The sequence below is a fragment of the Catellatospora bangladeshensis genome, assembly GCF_016862575.1.
In the GTDB taxonomy this organism is placed as follows: domain Bacteria; phylum Actinomycetota; class Actinomycetes; order Mycobacteriales; family Micromonosporaceae; genus Catellatospora; species Catellatospora bangladeshensis.
The window spans coordinates 1-17,317 of the sequence record NZ_BONF01000022.1; the positions used below are offsets into that span (position 1 = coordinate 1).

The window sequence follows — 17,317 nt, forward strand, 5'->3', positions numbered from 1 at the left end:
AGGGAGCGGCGGGCAGTGCCCGCCGCTCCCTGCCTCCGCGAGTTGATCAGGTGGTCCTGAACAGCGCGATCACGGTGGCGCCGTCGACCGTCGATACGCCGACCTGGTAGCACAGGCCCTTGGTCTTGGGCGTCTGCCAGTTGTAGACGTACTGCCCGCCGGTGCTGTCGTAGCGCAGGCTGGTGTTGCCGGTCGCGGTGACCTCGATCGGGTCGAGCGGCGCGTTCGGGTCGCAGTTGTACTGCTTCACCGAGATCGCCGCGATGATGCTCGTCGTGGTGGCCTCGGCCGGCCCGGCGAACACCTCGAACTTCAGCGGCACCGTGCTGCCGCCCTTGACCGTGTTGATCACCCGGTTCATGTCGACCGGCTGGTAGAAGCCGCTGATCGTACGGCGGACCGTCACCTTGAACGACCCCTGCGCCGTGTTGCCGGCGTGGTCGGTCGCCGAGCAGTTCACCTCGGTCGTGCCGATCGCGAAGGTGGCGCCGGAGGCGGGCGAGCAGGTGACGGGCACGGACCCGTCGACCAGGTCGGTCGCCTCGGGGTGGAACGTCGCCACGGCGCCGTCCGGGCCGGTGGCGGTGAGTACCTGATCGGCGGGCAGCGTCAGCGACGGCGGCGTGGTGTCGCGCACGGTGACCTGGAAGGCGGACGTGGCGGTGTTGCCGGCCGCATCCCGGGCCGAGCAGGTCACCGTCGTGGCACCCACCGGGAACGACCCGCCGGAGGCAGGCGCGCAGTCCACCGCGACGGTGCCGTCGACGAGGTCCGTCGCGGTCGGCGGGGTGAAGCTCACGTCGGCACCGGCAGGCCCGGTCGCCTCCGTGGTGATGTCGGCGGGCGTGCCGGTGATCGCGGGTGGCGTCGTGTCGGCCACGGTCACCGTGAACGTGCCGGTGGCCGTGTTGTGCGCGCTGTCGGTGGCGGTGCACGTGACCTCGGTGGTCCCGAGCGGGAACGTGCTGCCCGCGGCGGGTGCGCAGGTGGGCGTGATCGCGCCGTCCACCGCGTCCTGCGCCGAGGCAGCCGGGTAGGTCACGTCCGCGCCCTGGCTGGAGGTCGCCTCGGCGGTGAGGTCGGCCGGCACCGCGAGCACGGGCGCCTGCGTGTCCTGCACGGTGACCTCGAACGTCCGCTGCGAGGTGTTGCCGTGCCCGTCGGAGGCCGTACAGGTGACGGTCGTGGTGCCCAGCGGGAACTCGGCGCCGGACGCGGGCGAGCAGCTGACCGGGACCGTCCCGGCCACCGCGTCGGCCGCGCCCGGCGCCTGGTAGGTGACCACGGCGCCGCCGGGGCCGGTCGCCTCCACGGCGGTGATGTCCATGACGGGCTCGATGACCGGCCCGGCCGTGTCGACGACGGTCACCGTGAACTGCCCGGTGCCGGTATTGCCCGCGGCGTCCGTGGCGCTGCACGACACCGTCGTGGCACCCAGCGGCAGCGTCGCTCCGGACGGGTGATCACAGGTGACCGTGGGGTGCGCGGGGTTCTCGTCGTCAGCGGTGGCCGTGTACGCCACCAGCGCGCCGCCGGGACCGGTCGCCTCGACGGTGAGCGGGCCGGGCAGGTGCAGCACCGGTGCCGTGGTGTCGCAGGCGACGACCGTCGCCGACACGGCCAGCGTCGTCGCGCGGTTCACCGAGCCGGCGGCGGCCGACAGCGACACCGACCCGGTCACGGCGCCCGGCGTCGTGGCGGCGAGCTGCACGGGCAGGCTCAGCGCTCCCGTCACCGTGTTGTTGGGCTGCGCGCTCCAGTTGGACGGCAGGGCGATGGTGCCGATCGTGCCGCTGCCCGGGGTGGTGCTCACCCCGGATCCGGTCACCGCGGTCACCGCGAGCGTGACGGTGGCGCCGTTGGCGAAGACGTTCGGGCCGGTCGACGCGCCGTTGCGCTGGATGCCGATCAGGGCCGGTTTGGTGACGGTGGAGCCGACGCACACGGTGCCGAAGCTCAGGCCGCTGCCGGTGACCGGCGTGGCCCCGTCGCCGTCGGCCACGACGTTGTCGGCCCACGCGGCGGACGCCGAGCCGAAGACCAGTACGGCGACTCCGGCCGAGGCCCATCGCACCCATCGTTGTCGGTTGATTCGCATGGCGAGGCTCCAATGCTCGACGATTACCCACCCGGATAAAGCGGATGGAAGCTGCGGCCGACTCTGCCGAGGTTGACCGATCGCCGACATCACTCCGCAGGGTAGGAATCCATCCGAAGTCGAATGCGAGAGCGCGTTCTACGAGGTCAACACCACTTCGGTAGTCCTTGTGCGGCCAAGGTCGGGCCGAATGGTCGAACTCGCGAGGGCACCGGCACTCGGGCGAGCAGAATGTAGCGGTGATTCGCGGCGCCGTCTTTTCGGCCAGCCGGAATCGCTATCACGGACAGTGCGGCCAGCCATTCACATCGTGTCGCAACGGTATTGGGCCGAGCATCCGCCCTGTCCGGCCGACTGCCGACGTGCGTCGGACGCGGGCTTCCCGCGCACCCGGAGGACTTCGACGACGATGCGGTCAACCGCCGACTTGGCGGCTGCTCGGTCGCACTCGAAGGATCCGATGCGAGCCAGGCCGGACCGGCTGCCGGTTCACCGCCGGCTCGCCTGACGCCGCCGTGCCTCAGCCGGCCGCCGGCTCGCCCTGTGCGACCCAGCCCGCGACGAGCACCAGGCCCGACGGACGGTGCCGCGCCACGAACGCGAACGGCCGGTCCAGCAGCAGCCGCACCTGCAGCGGCCGCCCCGACGGCGGCGCGCTGCCGGCCCGCATCCCGAAGGCCGTCACCACCGCCGCCTCGAACCCGTCCGCGGTGAACGACGCGGTCAGATCCTGCGCCGCCGCGCCGACGCCCAACGGGAAGTCGCTGACGCCAGACAGCCGCTGCGTGCTCAGATCCGACACTGTGAGCAGCCCGAACACCTCGGCATGGGCGAGAAGATCATGAGACGAGGTCACGGTGAACCGAGGCAGGCTCACCAGCAGCCGGGGGCTGTCGTCGTACGCCCAGCCGAGGTCGACGGTCACCCCCGGCGCGGTGTCACCCTCGGCGAGCTGCGAGCCGCGCCGCGCCGGAACCGCCGCCGGGGCGTCGATCGCGGCGGAGATCACCGCGGCGGCCGGTGCCTCGGGTACGCCGATGGCCACGTCCACGTCGATGCCGTCGGCGCCCTCGACGGTCAGCACGGTGACCGGCCCGGCCGGGGTCTCGTACACCGCGAGCAGGTCACGCTCGGCGGTGGTCCGGTGCAGGCCCGCCAGGCGGCGGCCGGACCAGGGCCCGGTGGTCGCGACGAGCATGCCGTCGTCGAACGGCTGGATCCACCGGGTCCGGGCGACCAGCGCCGAGGCCAGCACCAGCAGCGTCTCGGCGTCGACAGTGATCGGCAGCTTGTCGAGAAGCCCGCCGGTCTGCTCGCGTACCCAGGCGTCCAGCAGTGCCGGGTCGCCGAGCACCCCGACGGAGCCGGGCGGCAGGCTGTCGCGCCACTGTGCCCGCAGTTGCAGCCGTGGGTGCACCCACGCGCCGATCGCGGCTCGCAGCCCAGGCGCCGACCCGAGCAGCCCGACCAGCGCCGACGCCGCCTCGGTCGCGTCGGCGGCGGGCAGCCCGATCGCCGCCGCCAGCTCGTCGCCCCCGGCGCCGTCGGCGGCAGGCGCGAGGTAGGCCAGCAGCGGCCATACCCCGGCGCCCGACACGGCCACCGAATCTCCGGAACCGACGGTGCCCGCCCATCGCCGCGTCAGCGCGTTCGCGCCCGCCACCGCTGCCTCGATCACTGCGACACCCTACGCTCCGTCGGCAATGTCCCGACCACTCAGGAGAGCCTCCTCGGTGCCCGGTATCGCCTGAGGCCGACGGAGACTCGGGCACCGGTGCGCCGGGCGCGAAGGCAGCGGCCGCCCGGATCGCCCGTCGGAATATCGACGGTGGCAAGCACTTCGGGGTGTGCGGAACCACACTGCCAGCCATGACCGAACGTGTGACTTTCGGTGTGCCGGTGGAGGCGCTGCAGGGCGCCCCCGGATCCGGCGACCGTTTCGTGTACTCCTACCGGTACGCGGCCTTGAGCAACACCGGCGGCAACGGCCGGCCCGTCCTCACCCGCGCACAGTGGGTGTACCTGGCCAAGGCGGCCGGCCTCACCGGCGAGGCCACCGCCGAATGGCTGGAATGGCACGGCGGCCAGGCCAAGGGCGTCGAGGCGCCCGCCGCGCCCGCCGCCGAGGGCGAGGCCACCATGCGGATGCGCCTGGCCCACGGGGTGCCCGGCGTCGACCCGGCGGAGCAGGCGCTGCCCTCGAAGTCGCTGGCCCGGCTCGCCGAGACGCTGCGCGCGGGCACCAGGCTGACCAGCACCGCCCCCGGCGGCGGCACGGGCAGCACCGGCGGAGGCATGAGCACCCACATGCCACCCAAGGGCAACCCCGGGACCACCGGCACCGGCACCGTGCTGGACCGCACGCCCGAGCAGGTGCTGCTGGACCTGGCGCGCTCCGAGATCGGCCTGCTGTTCCTGGACCGCACCCGGCTGCGCCCGGCCGGGTTCGTGGTCGGCGAGCACCTGCACACCATGGGCCTGGCCCCGGGCGAGGAGGTGGTGCTGGAGCAGCGCTCGTTCGTGCAGCGAGACACCCTGAACGAGGCCGCCTCCGAGACCGAGGGCAGCACCGAGGGCGAGACCGCGTCGTCGACCACCATCGACCACGCCGAGGTGATCGCCGGCTCGATCACCAGGACCCGCACCGACGGCTTCTCCGCGGGCGGCACCGTCGGCTTCGAGTACGGCGTCAAGGCCGCCGTCAACGGCGGGGTCTCGGAGTCGACCACGGACGCCGACAACGACACCCGCACCGACTCGGTGAAGGAGGTCGCCGCCCGGACCACCAAGAACGTGGCCAAGATGCGCGACCTGCACAAGACCGTGTTCCGGGTGTCGGAGTCGGACCGGTTCGAGCGCGCGGCCCGCCGCACGATCCGCAACCCCAACCAGTTCACCCCCATCGACCTGCACTTCTACAAGGTCCTGCAGCGCATCAGGTTCTCCCACGAGCGCTACGGGGTCCGGCTGTGCTGGACCCCGTTCGTGCGCGACCCCGCCGGTGACTTCTACGCCGCCGAGACCGCCATGAAGGAGAAGCTGCTCAAGGCGGCCCGCGACTCGGTCCCGGCCGTGGTGCTGCCCCCGCAGCCGAACGTCGGCGAGGTGCCCGGCGCCCGCCTGGTCGGCCTCGACCCGCCGATGACCGAGCTGACCCAGTGGGGCGGCTGGCCGGGCAGCGACATGAGCGCCGACTACACCCTGCCCATCAACGTGCCCAGCGGCATGAAGTGGGACGGCGACATCCAGACCCTGCAGGGCAGCCTGCGCTCGACGCTGACCGGCGCGCCCCGCGGCTTCGGCGTGCACACCGTCGGCGACCCGTGGGAGGTGGTGAACTCGGCCGGCGACCGGACCATCTTCCAGATCATCCACTGCGGCGCGGGCTGGCGGCTGGCCGGCTCCTCGCAGATCTGGGTGTCCCTGTCGGCCCGGGTCATCCCCGACACCTCGTCGCTGAGCCAGGCCCAGGCCAGCGCGACGGCCGCGTGGGAGGCCCAGTGCGCGACGCTGATCGCGCAGCGCGCGGCGAAGGTGGCCGACGCCGAAGCGGTCGCCCTGGCCGAGTTCGAGGCGTGGCGCATCGCGCACCGGGCGAGCCTCAACCCGGCGCAGGAGCTGATGCGCCGCTTCATCAACGCGATGTTCCCGGCCGACGCCCGCGACGAGATCGCCGAGCTGGACGTATGGGAGCAGGTGTTCGACTGGGAGCTGGCCGCCGCGCGCACCTACTCGGGCACCTGGAACGGCGACGGCAGCCTGCGCGACCCGGCCCGCCCCGCCGGCGACTTCGTCAACGCCTCCTGGGCGCGGCTGTTCCTGCCCGTGCGCACCGGCTACGAGGACATCGCGCTGCGCTGGATCTTCCTGCGCTCGCAGCAGGGCACCGGTCCGGCCGGGATCGAGGGCCTGGTCCGCAAGGTGCTCAAGGAGCTGACCGACTGGCGGTCCACCCACCTGGGCGGCCCGCAGGAGGTCGAGCTGGTCCCCGGCGGCGGGTCCTGCCCGGAGGTGGTGCAGAAGCATGTGTGCCTGGGCACCTGGACCGAGGACGTGCCGACCGACGGGGTGCACACCGAGGTGACGCTGGCCGGCACCACCGCCGCCGACCTGTTCACCGAGGCCGTCGCCCTGGGCGAGAAGGACCGCACCGCCGCCGCGTCCGCCGCGCTGCTGGCCCAGAGCAAGGTCAGTGAGGCGGTCGCGGGCGGCGACCTGGCCACGATGGACGTCGCCGTCCACCTGTCCGAGCCGCGCCCGTGATCAGCCTGTCCGCACAGCTCAGCGCCGCCGACCAGGCGGCGCTGAGCTCCGGCCTGATCTCGGCGGTGACCGCGCAGGCGCCCCGTTCCGTGGGGCCGGCCGACGTCTCCGCGTACCTGCGGATGGTCACCGCGCCGACGTATCCCGTGCCGGCCACGGTCGGGTTCGTCGACGGGTTCGCCGACGGCTTCCTCGAGGGCGCCGCGGCCTGGCGCAAGGACCTGGAGGCGCTGTTCAAGCTGGCCGGCGTCGGCATCACCGTGAGCCTGGCCGAGTTCTTCGTCCGGCCCCTCGTGGAGGACGCGCCAGAAGGCCTGTCACCGCAGGTCAAGGCGGAACTGGAGACGCTGCGGGCGATGCAGCGCATGGGTGCGGTGTTCCGCTGGCTCGACGAGGTCGGCCCGGCCGAGGCCGTCAAGGCGCTGCGCGACATCATCCCCGACGCCGAGGACGTCGCCACCATGATCGGCCGGGCCAGCCTGGAGTGGTGGTCCGAGCAGGTGCGCACCACCCCCGATGCGGCCGCGTCCGGCCGGCACCTGGGCCGCCTGGTGGGCCGGATCGCCCTGGAGCTGATCAGGGCGTTCTGCGAGCCGGACAGCTTCGCGCTGGGCGAGGCACTGGAAGTGTCGTACGAGGAGGAGACGGCGCCGTGAGCAAGGTCGTGTCACTGATCCGGCTCGGGCACGGGACCGGGTTCGCCCGGCGCGTGCGCCGCCTCAGCCTGCAGATCTTCGGCAAGGAGGTGGTCCGCTACGAGCTGCGCGCCGCACCCCGGGCGCTGGCCGCGGCGGGCATGCGCGACCTGGAACGGCTGGTCAAGTTGATCACCGGGGCGGTGGTGTCGGAGGCGCTGCGGCTCTACGACCGCTTCCTGTCCCGGTTCCCCGCCATCCTGACCGGGATCGACCGGGCCACGTTCGCCGACATCGTCGCCCAGGCCCTCAACCGCGGCAACATGGACGACCGGGCGCTGCGGGGCCTGATCGTGGAGCGGCTGGCGCGCGCGCTGCCCGAACTCAACGACATGATGCGCGCGCTGGACCGCGTACGGCTGCGGGCCTCGGAGAAGCTGACCAAGAAGTGGGGCAAGGTGGAGCTGGTCGGCGGCGTGACCGACGGCCAGGGCAAGCAGCTCGGCGACCTGCTGGTGATCTCCAGGCACCCCGACGGCCGGGTCTGGGTGCTGGCCGTGTTCGAATCGAAGTCCGTCTCCAACATGGACGACCTGACCCGGCTCAAGGAGCTGCCCGTCGGCCAGCACCTGTGGGACTACGTCCGGGCCAGGGGCCACGGCGTGATCATCGAAGGCGAGTTCATCAAGCCGGAGAAGCTGCTGCTGGAGCCGGTGCCGGTGCGGGCCCGCACCGGCGGCGCGACGGTGGTCGGCCCGAAGAACGCGGCGCAGCGGCTGGCCGAGATGGACGGCTACTACACCCAGTTCATCGGATTCGCGCCCAAGGAGATGTCGAACAACCAGGCGCTGCGCATCGCGTCCCAGGGTATCCAGCTGGAGCTGTGGCGCTGGCCGTTCGACCTGACGGAGTACGGCAAGTTCCAGGACGCGCTGAAGGCGGCGCTGGACAAGGTGGTGAAGTGAGCCTGCTCGCGACCCGACGCCGCAACGCGAGAGGCGGTCACCTCAGGCGACGGCCGGGGACGTGCCGGTGCGCCGGTCGTCGAGTGTCCGGGGGCTAGACCATTGGCCGCTGCCATATCGCGACCAGACCAGATGGCTGTCCCCGGCCTCGCGCCACACCATGAACAAGGAGCCCTTACGGCTGTTCAACGCGGGCACCAGGCCGGTGGCGGCACCGTGCGGGAACACCTCCTGCGCCGACCATGCCGAGCCGTCGAACACCGACCAGAAGACGTTGTCCTCCACCGCGCCCTTCCAGACCATGACCAGCCTGGAACCGTCGCTGCCCAGGGCGGGGCCGGTGGTCGTCCAGCGGTCCGGCAGCTGTTCCGGCGACGACCACGACGACCCGCTCAGCGCCGACCAGTACGTGCCGCCGTCGGCGGCTTCCAGCCACGCCATGTACAGCTTCCCGGCGGCGCTGCCCAGCGCCGGGCTGCCCGCGGTGGCCCGCCCGCCGGCACTGCGCTGATCGCTCCAGCGGGAGCCGTCGAACGTCGACCAGTAGATGCCGGTGTCGCCGTCGACGCCGCGCCACGCCATGACCAGCCGGCTGCCGGACACACCCAGAGCCGGTGAGGTCTCGGTGCGCCGGTCGTCGAGCCTGCGCGGTGACGTCCACCCGTCGCCGTCGTAGGCCGACCAGAAGATGTGGCTGTCGCCGGGTTCGCGCCACGCCATGTAGACCTTGCCGCCGCTGGCGGCCAGCGCCGGGCTGGTGCGGGTGCTGCGGTCGGAGAAGGCCCGCTGCTCACTCCAGCGCCCGCCGGTGTACGTCGACCACCACAGGCTCGTCTCGTCGTCGACACCCTTCCACACCATGGTGGCCGGGGCGGCACCGGAAGCGCCGCGCTCGGCGCTGGGCGAGGCCGTCGGCCGGGCCACGGTCGCCGAGGGTGACCCGGCCGCCGACGCGCTCGCCGTCGCGAGCATTGTCGGTGGCATGGATCCGCCGGAGTGAGGTGACGCGCCGCCCGCGGGCCGGAACTGGAGCAGCACACTCACCAGCGCGACGAGCAGGGCCAGTGACGCGGTGAGCATCGGCACACGGCTGCGCTTGTCCGCCGCAGGCGGTGTCGACGGCGGCAGCGGCTGTCCGGGCGCCGGTTCGGGTCTGGATGTGGATGCAGGTGCCGGGGCTGGGCTGCTCAGCGCTGCGCCGGCCACCAGCTGCCACGCGGCGACGACGCCGGTCATGACAGCTCCCAGCAGCACGAACGGGCGCAGCTTCGCTTCGACGGTCGTCGTCACCAGCGCCTGTATCGCTGTCGAGACAGCGACCACCACGCCGAGCCCGATGACGGTAACGGCCCTAGCACGAGGAGTCACAGCGACCATTATTGATAGGCATGCCAAGGGTCGGCATCGACGATCAGCTCGATCACGCCGACTGTCGTCGTGAATGGACTGAACCTGTCGTTTCGGTTCATCGGATCTGCGAGGCCGACTTACCGACGCCGCCATGAGCACAGCGAGATCTGCGGGCGCGCACTCCGTGGCCATGCCAGGCCGCTCAGCCCCGGTCCGGTAAGGCGGGTCGGTGCGGCCCTCCGCCCAGTCAACAGCAGGAGCTGATCGATACGCCAGCCACTTCCGAATACCATGCTTCGTGGCCTATTTCGCGGACCTGACGCCCTACGCGTATGCGCCTGCCGAGCCGGGCGTGATGTTCGCCGCGCCGACGCTGGTCTGGCATTACGTCACCGCGCATGGCTACGTGCCGCCGGCACGGTTCGTCGAGGCGGTGCGGCGCTACGACGCCGGTTGGGCCAACGAGCCGAGCCCTTGGATCCCGGCCGACGCGGAGCGCGACGTCTGGAGGCGCGGCTAGGTTCACCCGCCGGCGTCGCTGCCCGTTGAAGCAAGTGTGCCGGAGCCTGCCATGGACGCGCCCCGGCACACCGCCCCTGGGAAACGGGAGCGTCAAATGTGCGCCCGCAGCGCGGCTTTGGCGTGCGCGCTCGCGCCCAGCGCGTCGAGCCCGGCCAGGGCCGCACCGGTGACGGGCGGCTGGGCCAGGACGGTCACCTCCGCGCGGGGCAGCGCCGTGGCCACACCGTCCAGGATCGCCTGGTGCAGCAGCGGATGCCGAGCGGTCAGCACACCACCGCCGAGCACCAGCGCCAGCGGCTCGTCACGCATGGCCAGCCGGTCGGCGGCGACCGCGGCCAGCGCCACCACCTCGCCGGCCTGCTTGGCGACCAGCCGCCGGGCCACCGAGTCCCCGTCGGCCGCGACCGCGAACAGCACCGGGGTCAGCTCGCTGATCCGCCCCGGGTCGATCTCCCGCAGGTGTACGGCGACGCCCAGTTCCTCCACGGACCCGGCCCCGAAGTGGTCGACCACCGCCCCGGTCAGCTTCGTCACCGGGCCGCGCCCGTCCTCGCCGCGCGCGGCGTGCCACAGCGTGAGCTCGGCCAGATGGTGACCGCCGCCCCAGTCCCCGGTGATCATGCCCAGTGCCGGGAAGCGCGCGGTCCGCCCGTCGGCGTCACGGCCCACGCAGTTGATGCCCGCCCCGCACACCACCGCGATCGACCGCGCCGCGTCGGTGCCCGCCCGCATGAGGGCGAAGGTGTCGTTGTCGACCCGGTTGTCACGGGCCCACCCCGCCACGGTCACGGCCTCGGTCAGGATCCGCACCTCGGCGGGCAGGTCGGCTCCGGCGAGGTACACCTCGGCCCGGTCCAGCGGCGCGCTCGCGTCGAGCCCCGCCTGGGCGACGGCCTGCCCGATGAGCGTGCCGAGCAGCTCGATCGTGCCGGGCACGCCGATGAGGTGCGGTGAGGACGCCGGTCCACGCGCCCGCCCGAGGACCGCTCCGGCGTCGGTGGCGACGATGACGTCGGTCTTGGAGTTGCCGCCGTCGACGGCGACCAGGTATCGCGCGTTCATGCCGCCCACCCGAGGTGCGCGGTGTTCTCGGCGAGCAGCCGGCCGGTCAGGCCCTGCGCCAGGTCGTGCTGGCCGACCAGCGGGTGGGCGAGCAGCGCCTGGTAGACGCGCTCGCGTCCGCCGTGGACCGCGGCCTGGACGGCTAATTCCTCGTACCCGCTGACGTGCGCCATCAACCCGGAGAGGTGCGGGCCGACGGGGCGGACCGGCAGCGGGGCCGCGCCGTCCTCGTCCACCCGGCAGCTGACCTCGATGACGGCCTCGTCGGGCAGGAACGGCAGGGTGCCGTCGTTGCGTACGTTGACGGCGTGCACGGCGCCGTCGCCGCGGCGCAGCGACCCGATGAGCCCGACGGCGGCCTCGGAGTAGTACGCGCCGCCGCGCTGGGCGAGCAGCTCGGGTTTGGTGTCGAGGTTCGGGTCGGCGTACAGCTCCAGCAGCGTGCGCTCCATATCGGCGACCTGCTGTCCCCGGCTGGGTGTGCCGCGCTGCTCGGCGACCACGCGGTCGTGGCTGTAGAAGTAGCGCAGGTAGTAGGACGGCACGCACTCCAGCCCGCTGAGGATCTCCGGCGGCAGCCCGACGTGGTCGGCGAGCGTGTCGAGGTGCCGGTCGAGCAGCTCGGGCAGCCGGTCCGCGCCGCCGACGAGGACGCCGCGCTCCCAGGTGAGGTGGTTGAGCCCGACGTGGTCGAGGGTGACCTGCTCGGGGGCGACGTCGAGCAGCGCGGCGAACCGGCGCTGGAACCCGATGGCGACGTTGCACAGCCCGACGGCGCGGTGGCCGTCGTCGAGCAGGGCCCGGGTGAGCAGGCCGGTCGGGTTGGTGAAGTTGACGATCCAGGCGCCCGGTGCGGCCCGCAGCCGGGCGCGGCGGGCGACGTCGAGCACCACGGGGATGGTCCGCAGCGCCTTGGCGAGGCCGCCCGCGCCGGTGGTCTCCTGGCCGACGCAGCCGCAGTCCAGCGGGAACGTCTCGTCGCTGATCCGGGCGGACTGCCCGCCGACGCGCAGCTGGATGATGACGGCGTCGGCGTCGGTGAGCCCGGCGTCGAGGTCGCTGGTCCAGGTGACGCGGCCGGGGTGGCCGTGGCGTCGCATGATCCGCGCGGCGAGCCGGCCGATGACGTCCAGCCGTTCGGCGGCGGGGTCGATCAGGGTGAGTTCGTTGATGTCGGCGTCGAGGCGGGCGAACCCGTCGATCAGCTCGGGGGTGTAGGTCGACCCTCCGCCGACCACTGCGATCTTCATGTGCGGTTTCAACCTTTCACGCCGGTCAGCGTGACACCCTGCACGAACGCCTTCTGGGCGAGGAAGAACAGGACGATGACCGGGACCATGGTGAGCAGGGTCGCCGCGCTGACGAGATGCCACTCGACGTGGTGCAGCGACCGGAATGAGGCGAGCCCCAGCGAGATGGTCCAGTTCTCCTGGTTCTCGCTGGTGTAGAGGAACGGGCCGTAGTAGTCGTTCCAGGCGTAGAAGAACTGGAACATGGCCGCGGCGGCGATGCCGGGCCTGGCCATGGGCAGGATGACGCGCAGCAGCGTGCCCCATTCGCCGCAGCCGTCGATGCGGGCGGCGTCGAGGTAGTCGTCGGGGATGGTGACGAGGAACTGGCGCAGCAGGAAGATGGAGAACGCGTCACCGGCGAGCATCGGCAGGATGAGCGGCCACAGGGTGCCGGTCAGCCCGGTGTTGGCCCACATCATGTAGAGCGGCACGGTGGTGACCTGCGCGGGCAGCATCATCATGCAGATGATCAGGATCATCGTCAGGTTGCGTCCCCGCCACCGGAGCTTGGCCAGGGCGTACGCGGCGGGCACGCTCGCCAGCAGCATGAACCCGGTGGCCAGGATCGCGTAGAGGAACGTGTTGCCGATGAACCGCAGCAGCGGGGTGCGCCGGAACGCCTCGACGTAGTTCTCCGGGTGCCAGCTGTGCGGCCACAGGTCGGCCGTCAGCGTCTGGTCGCTGGTCATCATCGAGGTGAGCAGCAGGAACACGATCGGGGCGAGGAACATGATGGCCAGGGCGAGGCCGATGGCGTGCCGGGCGACGAACAGCAGGAAGCCGCCGCGGCGGGCCTGGGGTGTGGTCATGAGCCGCTCCCGGTGAAGGCTTTGAACCGGCGCAGCAGCACGATCGTGGCGGTCATGGAGACCACGAACAGGATCACCGCCATGACGTTCGCGGCGCCGAACAGGTTGTTGCCGAACCCGATGGAGTACAGCCGCATGGGGTAGGTCAGCGTCGCGTTCTCGGGGTAGCCGAAGGTCCCGGCGATGCCGCTGCCGGAGGTGACCTGGCCGGAGGCGACGCTGCCGGCGACCGCGGCCTGGGTGAAGTAGTTGAGCGTGCCGATGATCCCGGTGATGACGGCGAACAGCAGCACGGGCGAGATGGTGGGCAGGGTGACGTAGCGGAACTGGTGGCGGCGGGACGCGCCGTCCAGCGACGCGGCCTCGTACAGCTCCTTGGGCACGTCGAGCAGCGCCGCCATGAAAATGATCATCAGGTCGCCGACGCCCCACAGCGCGAGCAGCGTGAGTGACGTCTTGGCCCAGTCGGGGTCGTTGAACCAGCCCGGCCCCTCGATGCCGAACTGTGCCAGCAGCGTGTTGACCGGCCCCGTGCCCGGCTTGAGCAGCAGCACGAACGCGATCGTTGCGGTGACCGGCGGCGCGAGCGCGGGCAGGTAGTACAGCGTGCGGTAGGTGCTGCGGGAGCGCTTCATCGCGTTGAGCAGCATCGCGGTGAGCAGCGCGCCGACGGTCCGGGCGGGCACCATCAGCACGACGAAGACCAGCGTGTTCTTCGCCGCGACGCGCACGGTCGGGTCGTCGAACAACACGTACTGCCAGAAGTCCAGGCCCACCCAGACCGGCGGGTTGAACATGTCGAAGCGGGTGAACGAGAAGTAGATCGCCGCGAGCAGCGGGTAGATCAGGAAGACGGCGATGCCGATCAGCGCGGGCCCGATGAAGGTGAGGACCACGAGGGGGCGGCGCGGGGAGCGCCGGACGGCGCCGGCGCTCCCCTGGCTGGCGATGGCGGCCACGGTCAGCCCGCCAGCTCGATCATCTTGTTGACCCGGGTGTCGACGTCGGCCAGACCTGCGGCGAGGTCCTTCTTGGACCCGGACTGCCAGGCCATCAGGAACTCCGACAGGGTGTCCTGGTAGCCGGGGCCGATCGCGCTCGGCGGGGTCGTGCCCGAGTTCGGGTTGGCGAAGATGTCCAGGAACACCTGGAACGCCGGGTCGACGTGCAGCTGCGGCGAGGTGAGCGCCGCGGTGGTGGTGGGCACGTTGCGGATGCCGTTGGACAGCTCGACGATGCTGTCGGTCTCGGTGGTCAGGAACTTGATCAGCGCCCAGGCCGCCTCGGGGTTGCGGGCGGTGCGCGATACGCCGATGACGTTGCCGGAGATGTAGCCGGCCCCGGCGTGGCTCGCGTAGAGCACCGGCAGCGGGGCGACGCCGAACTGGACCTCGGGCGCCTGGTCCTTCAGGAACGCCATGCGCCACTCGCCGTCGACGGCCATGGCGATCTTGCCCTTGTGGAAGGCGTTGTCGGCCGACCACTCGTCACCCAGCGAGGCGCGGAACTTCTCCAGCTTGTCGTAGCCGTACCAGTCGACGAGTTCCTTCTGCCAGGTGAGCAGCGCCTTCCACGCAGGGTCGGCGCCGATGGCGGAGGTGCCGTCGGCGTTGAGCCACTTCGCCCCGGCCATGGGCGCGAAGTGCGACGGCGAGTTCTCGTAGAAGCCGAACAGCGGCAGGAACCCGGCCCGCTCGATGGTGCCGTCGGGCTTGCGCTTGGTGAGCTTCTTGGCCATGTCGGACAGTTCGGCGAGCGTCTTCGGGGCCTCGGTCAGCCCGGCCTCGGCGAACATGGCCTTGTTGAAGTAGAAGCCGTACGCGTCGGCCAGGAACGGCATCGCGCACCGCTTGCCCCGGAACTCGGTGTAGGAGCGGGCGACCTCGGGGATGGCGGTCAGGTCGACGCCGTCGCGCTGCAGGTAGGGGTTCAGGTCGACCCAGGCGCCGGCGGCGCAGAACTTGCCGACGATGTCGGTGGAGTAGCTGATGGCCACGTCCGGGCCGGTGCCGGCACCGATCGCCGTGGTCACCTTGGCGTCGTCCTGGCCGCCCTTGACGGTCAGGGTCACCTTCGGGTACTTGGCCTTGAACCTGGCCAGGGTGTCGTCGAGGGCCTTGGCCTCACGGTCGGTGAAGAAGTGCCACAGCTCCACCGTGCCGGTGGGCTCCACACCCGGTGTGGCGATGGGCTTGGGCGCCTCGGCCGGGGTGCACGCCGAGAACATCGTCAATGCCACGGCGACGCCGACCACCAGGGTCGTACGCCGTTTCAGGGCACGATGCATCGAGGGTCTCCTTTAAGGGGGCGGTGCGGGATCACGAACGGTTAGGCAACCTGATTTACTAATGGCGGGAGATTAGAGCCGCCACGGGAGCCGCGTCAAGCGTCCCGGGAATTGTTAGGCAGGTTGCCTAACCGTCTTGTGCGGCGGGCATCGGCTGACGTAAGTTCCCAAAAAGCCCGGGGCCCTGGGCCGTCGCCCAGGCGTGCCAACGCCGCCACGCCAGCTCGTATCGACAGCGAAACCGCAGGTCACGACCCATCCGGACCTGCCCCCCTCAACCAGGGAGTCCCGCATGATGCGCAGAACAGCACGGCCACGCAGGTTGCGTCCCCTGCTCGCGACGGCGGCCGTGGCCACCGTCGGCACCCTGCTCGGCGGGTTCATGCTCGCCACCTCCGCCCAGGCCGCCACCAACCTGGCGCTGGGCCGTACCACCGCCGTCTCCTCCACCGAGACCTCCAGCCTCGGCGGTGCCAACGCCGTCGACGGCTCGACGAGCACCCGCTGGGCCAGCGCCGAGGGCAGCGACCCGCAGTGGATCCGCGTCGACCTCGGCAGCGTCCAGCAGATCGGGCAGGTCACGCTGCGCTGGGAGGCCGCCTACGGCAAGGCCTACCGCATCGAGGTCTCCCCCGACGCGAGCACCTGGACCACCGTCTACTCGACCACCACCGGAAACGGCGGCGTCGACGACCTCACCGGCCTGACCGGCAGCGGCCGCTACGTGCGCATGTACGGCACCGCCCGCGGCACCGCCTGGGGCTACTCGCTGTTCGAGTTCGAGGTCTACCCGCCTTCGGGCACCCCGTCGCCGAGCACCTCGCCGAGCGCCTCTCCCCCGCCGCCCGGCGGGCCGGCCGTGCCGTTCGGCTCGCACCTGCGGCCGTACGCGGCGGGCACGCTCAAGCTCACCGGCGCCGCGGCCACCCACGACCAGACCGTGATCAGCTACTACAACACCTGGAAGGCCGCGTTCGTCAAGCAGAACTGCGGCAACGGCTGGTACGAGGTCTACTCCCCCGACGCCGACCACCCGTACGTGGCCGAGGCGCAGGGCTACGGCATGGTCATCACCGCGCTGATGGCCGGCGCCGACCCGAACGCCAAGACCCAGTTCGACGGGCTGCTCAAGTACGTGCTGGCGCACCCGTCGGTCAACAACCCGAACCTGCACGCCGCCGAGCAGAACACCTCCTGCACCTCGGTCAACGGCTCCGACTCGGCCACCGACGGCGACCTGGAGATCGCGTACGGGCTGCTGCTGGCCGACAAGCAGTGGGGCAGCACCGGCACCTACAACTACAAGTCGCTGGCCGTGCAGCGCATCAACGCGATCAAGGCCAGCGAGATCAACGCGACCACGAAACTGACCCTGCTCGGTGACTGGAGCAGCGCCGGCGACCAGTACTACTACATCAGCCGCACCTCGGACTGGATGCCCGGCCACTTCCGCGCCTACCGCAAGGCCACCGGCGACACCGCCTGGGACACCATCCTGGCCAAGCACCAGTCGGTCACCGCGGCGCTGCAGAGCGGGTACGCGCCCAGCACCGGCCTGCTGCCCGACTTCGTCATCAACACCAACACCACGCCCAAGCCCGCCACCGGGCAGGTGCTGGAGGACCCGAACGACGGCAAGTACTGGTGGAACGCCTGCCGGGACCCGTGGCGAATCGGCGCCGACGCGGTGACCAGCGGCGACGCGCAGTCGCTGGCGGCGGCCCGCAAGCTCAACAGCTGGGTCAAGACCAAGACCGGCGGCAACCCGTCGAGCATCGCCGTCGGGTACGCGCTCAACGGCACCGCGATCAGCTCCGGCTCCGAGGCGGCGTTCTTCGCGCCGTTCGCGGTCGCCGCGATGACCGACCCCGGCAGCCAGGCCTGGCTCGACGCGCTCTGGAACAAGATCAAGGCGACGCCGCTGGACACGTCCGGCTACTACTCGGCCAGCCTGCAGCTCCAGACGATGATCGTGGTCTCGGGCAACTTCTGGACCCCGTGACGCACCGCGAAGGGCCCCACGGCGATACGTGG

General features: G+C 71.4%; 13 protein-coding genes. 5 read left to right on the forward strand and 8 right to left on the reverse strand.

The genetic code is table 11. From position 1 onward, the window contains the following. Positions 1 to 46: 46 nt before the first annotated feature. On the reverse strand, positions 47 to 2,098 hold the full coding sequence (locus tag Cba03nite_RS19750) for an HYR domain-containing protein (protein ID WP_203748177.1): 2,052 nt from the start codon (positions 2,096 to 2,098) through the stop codon (positions 47 to 49). A gap of 520 nt (positions 2,099 to 2,618) precedes the next feature. Next, positions 2,619 to 3,776 (reverse strand): serpin family protein, encoded by a 1,158-nt coding sequence (locus Cba03nite_RS19755; RefSeq protein WP_203748180.1) that lies wholly within the window; start codon positions 3,774 to 3,776, stop codon positions 2,619 to 2,621. A gap of 191 nt (positions 3,777 to 3,967) precedes the next feature. Here Cba03nite_RS19755 and Cba03nite_RS19760 point away from each other — a divergent pair, with 191 nt between their 5' ends. From Cba03nite_RS19760 to Cba03nite_RS19770, 3 genes are read left to right on the forward strand one after another with little or no spacing between them, the layout of a single operon-like run. Then, positions 3,968 to 6,361, forward strand: coding sequence for a hypothetical protein (locus tag Cba03nite_RS19760; protein WP_203748183.1), 2,394 nt, complete (start codon positions 3,968 to 3,970; stop codon positions 6,359 to 6,361). Further along, positions 6,358 to 7,017, forward strand: a complete 660-nt coding sequence (locus tag Cba03nite_RS19765) for a hypothetical protein (RefSeq protein WP_203748186.1) — start codon at positions 6,358 to 6,360, stop codon at positions 7,015 to 7,017. Before Cba03nite_RS19760 ends, Cba03nite_RS19765 begins: the two co-directional genes overlap by 4 nt. Further along, positions 7,014 to 7,961 carry a hypothetical protein gene (locus tag Cba03nite_RS19770; RefSeq protein ID WP_203748189.1) on the forward strand — a complete coding sequence of 316 codons (948 nt, stop codon included), beginning with the start codon at positions 7,014 to 7,016 and terminating at the stop codon, positions 7,959 to 7,961. Before Cba03nite_RS19765 ends, Cba03nite_RS19770 begins: the two co-directional genes overlap by 4 nt. A gap of 42 nt (positions 7,962 to 8,003) precedes the next feature. Here the strand turns inward: Cba03nite_RS19770 and Cba03nite_RS19775 are convergent, their stop codons facing one another. Next, positions 8,004 to 9,251: a hypothetical protein gene (locus Cba03nite_RS19775; protein ID WP_203748192.1), complete on the reverse strand. Its 1,248-nt coding sequence runs from the start codon at positions 9,249 to 9,251 to the stop codon at positions 8,004 to 8,006. Between the two features lie 358 nt (positions 9,252 to 9,609). Here Cba03nite_RS19775 and Cba03nite_RS19780 point away from each other — a divergent pair, with 358 nt between their 5' ends. Next, positions 9,610 to 9,831, forward strand: coding sequence for a DUF7919 family protein (locus Cba03nite_RS19780; protein WP_203748195.1), 222 nt, complete (start codon positions 9,610 to 9,612; stop codon positions 9,829 to 9,831). A 92-nt stretch (positions 9,832 to 9,923) separates the two neighbouring features. Here Cba03nite_RS19780 and Cba03nite_RS19785 read toward each other — a convergent pair whose 3' ends face one another. The 5 genes from Cba03nite_RS19785 to Cba03nite_RS19805 are packed head-to-tail and all read right to left on the reverse strand — an operon-like array spanning position 9,924 to position 15,283. Further along, positions 9,924 to 10,895: an N-acetylglucosamine kinase gene (locus Cba03nite_RS19785; protein ID WP_203748198.1), complete on the reverse strand. Its 972-nt coding sequence runs from the start codon at positions 10,893 to 10,895 to the stop codon at positions 9,924 to 9,926. After that, a complete protein-coding gene (locus tag Cba03nite_RS19790; RefSeq protein ID WP_203748201.1) occupies positions 10,892 to 12,145 on the reverse strand; it encodes a 6-phospho-beta-glucosidase in 1,254 nt (417 codons plus the stop codon). Before Cba03nite_RS19790 ends, Cba03nite_RS19785 begins: the two co-directional genes overlap by 4 nt. Positions 12,146 to 12,153: 8 nt before the next feature. Continuing rightward, a complete protein-coding gene (locus Cba03nite_RS19795) occupies positions 12,154 to 12,996 on the reverse strand; it encodes a carbohydrate ABC transporter permease (RefSeq protein ID WP_203748204.1) in 843 nt (280 codons plus the stop codon). Further along, complete coding sequence (locus Cba03nite_RS19800; RefSeq protein ID WP_239125889.1) at positions 12,993 to 13,955, reverse strand: carbohydrate ABC transporter permease; 963 nt, start codon at positions 13,953 to 13,955, stop codon at positions 12,993 to 12,995. The genes Cba03nite_RS19795 and Cba03nite_RS19800 overlap by 4 nt, the downstream gene beginning before the upstream one ends. 2 nt (positions 13,956 to 13,957) lie before the next feature. Beyond that, positions 13,958 to 15,283 carry an ABC transporter substrate-binding protein gene (locus tag Cba03nite_RS19805; RefSeq protein ID WP_203748207.1) on the reverse strand — a complete coding sequence of 442 codons (1,326 nt, stop codon included), beginning with the start codon at positions 15,281 to 15,283 and terminating at the stop codon, positions 13,958 to 13,960. 292 nt (positions 15,284 to 15,575) lie between these two features. Between Cba03nite_RS19805 and Cba03nite_RS19810 the strand changes: the two genes are divergently transcribed. Then, the gene (locus Cba03nite_RS19810; protein WP_203748210.1) at positions 15,576 to 17,285 is read left to right on the forward strand and encodes a glycosyl hydrolase family 8; all 1,710 of its coding nucleotides are present in this window, start codon (positions 15,576 to 15,578) and stop codon (positions 17,283 to 17,285) included. The last annotated feature ends 32 nt before the right edge of the window (positions 17,286 to 17,317 follow it).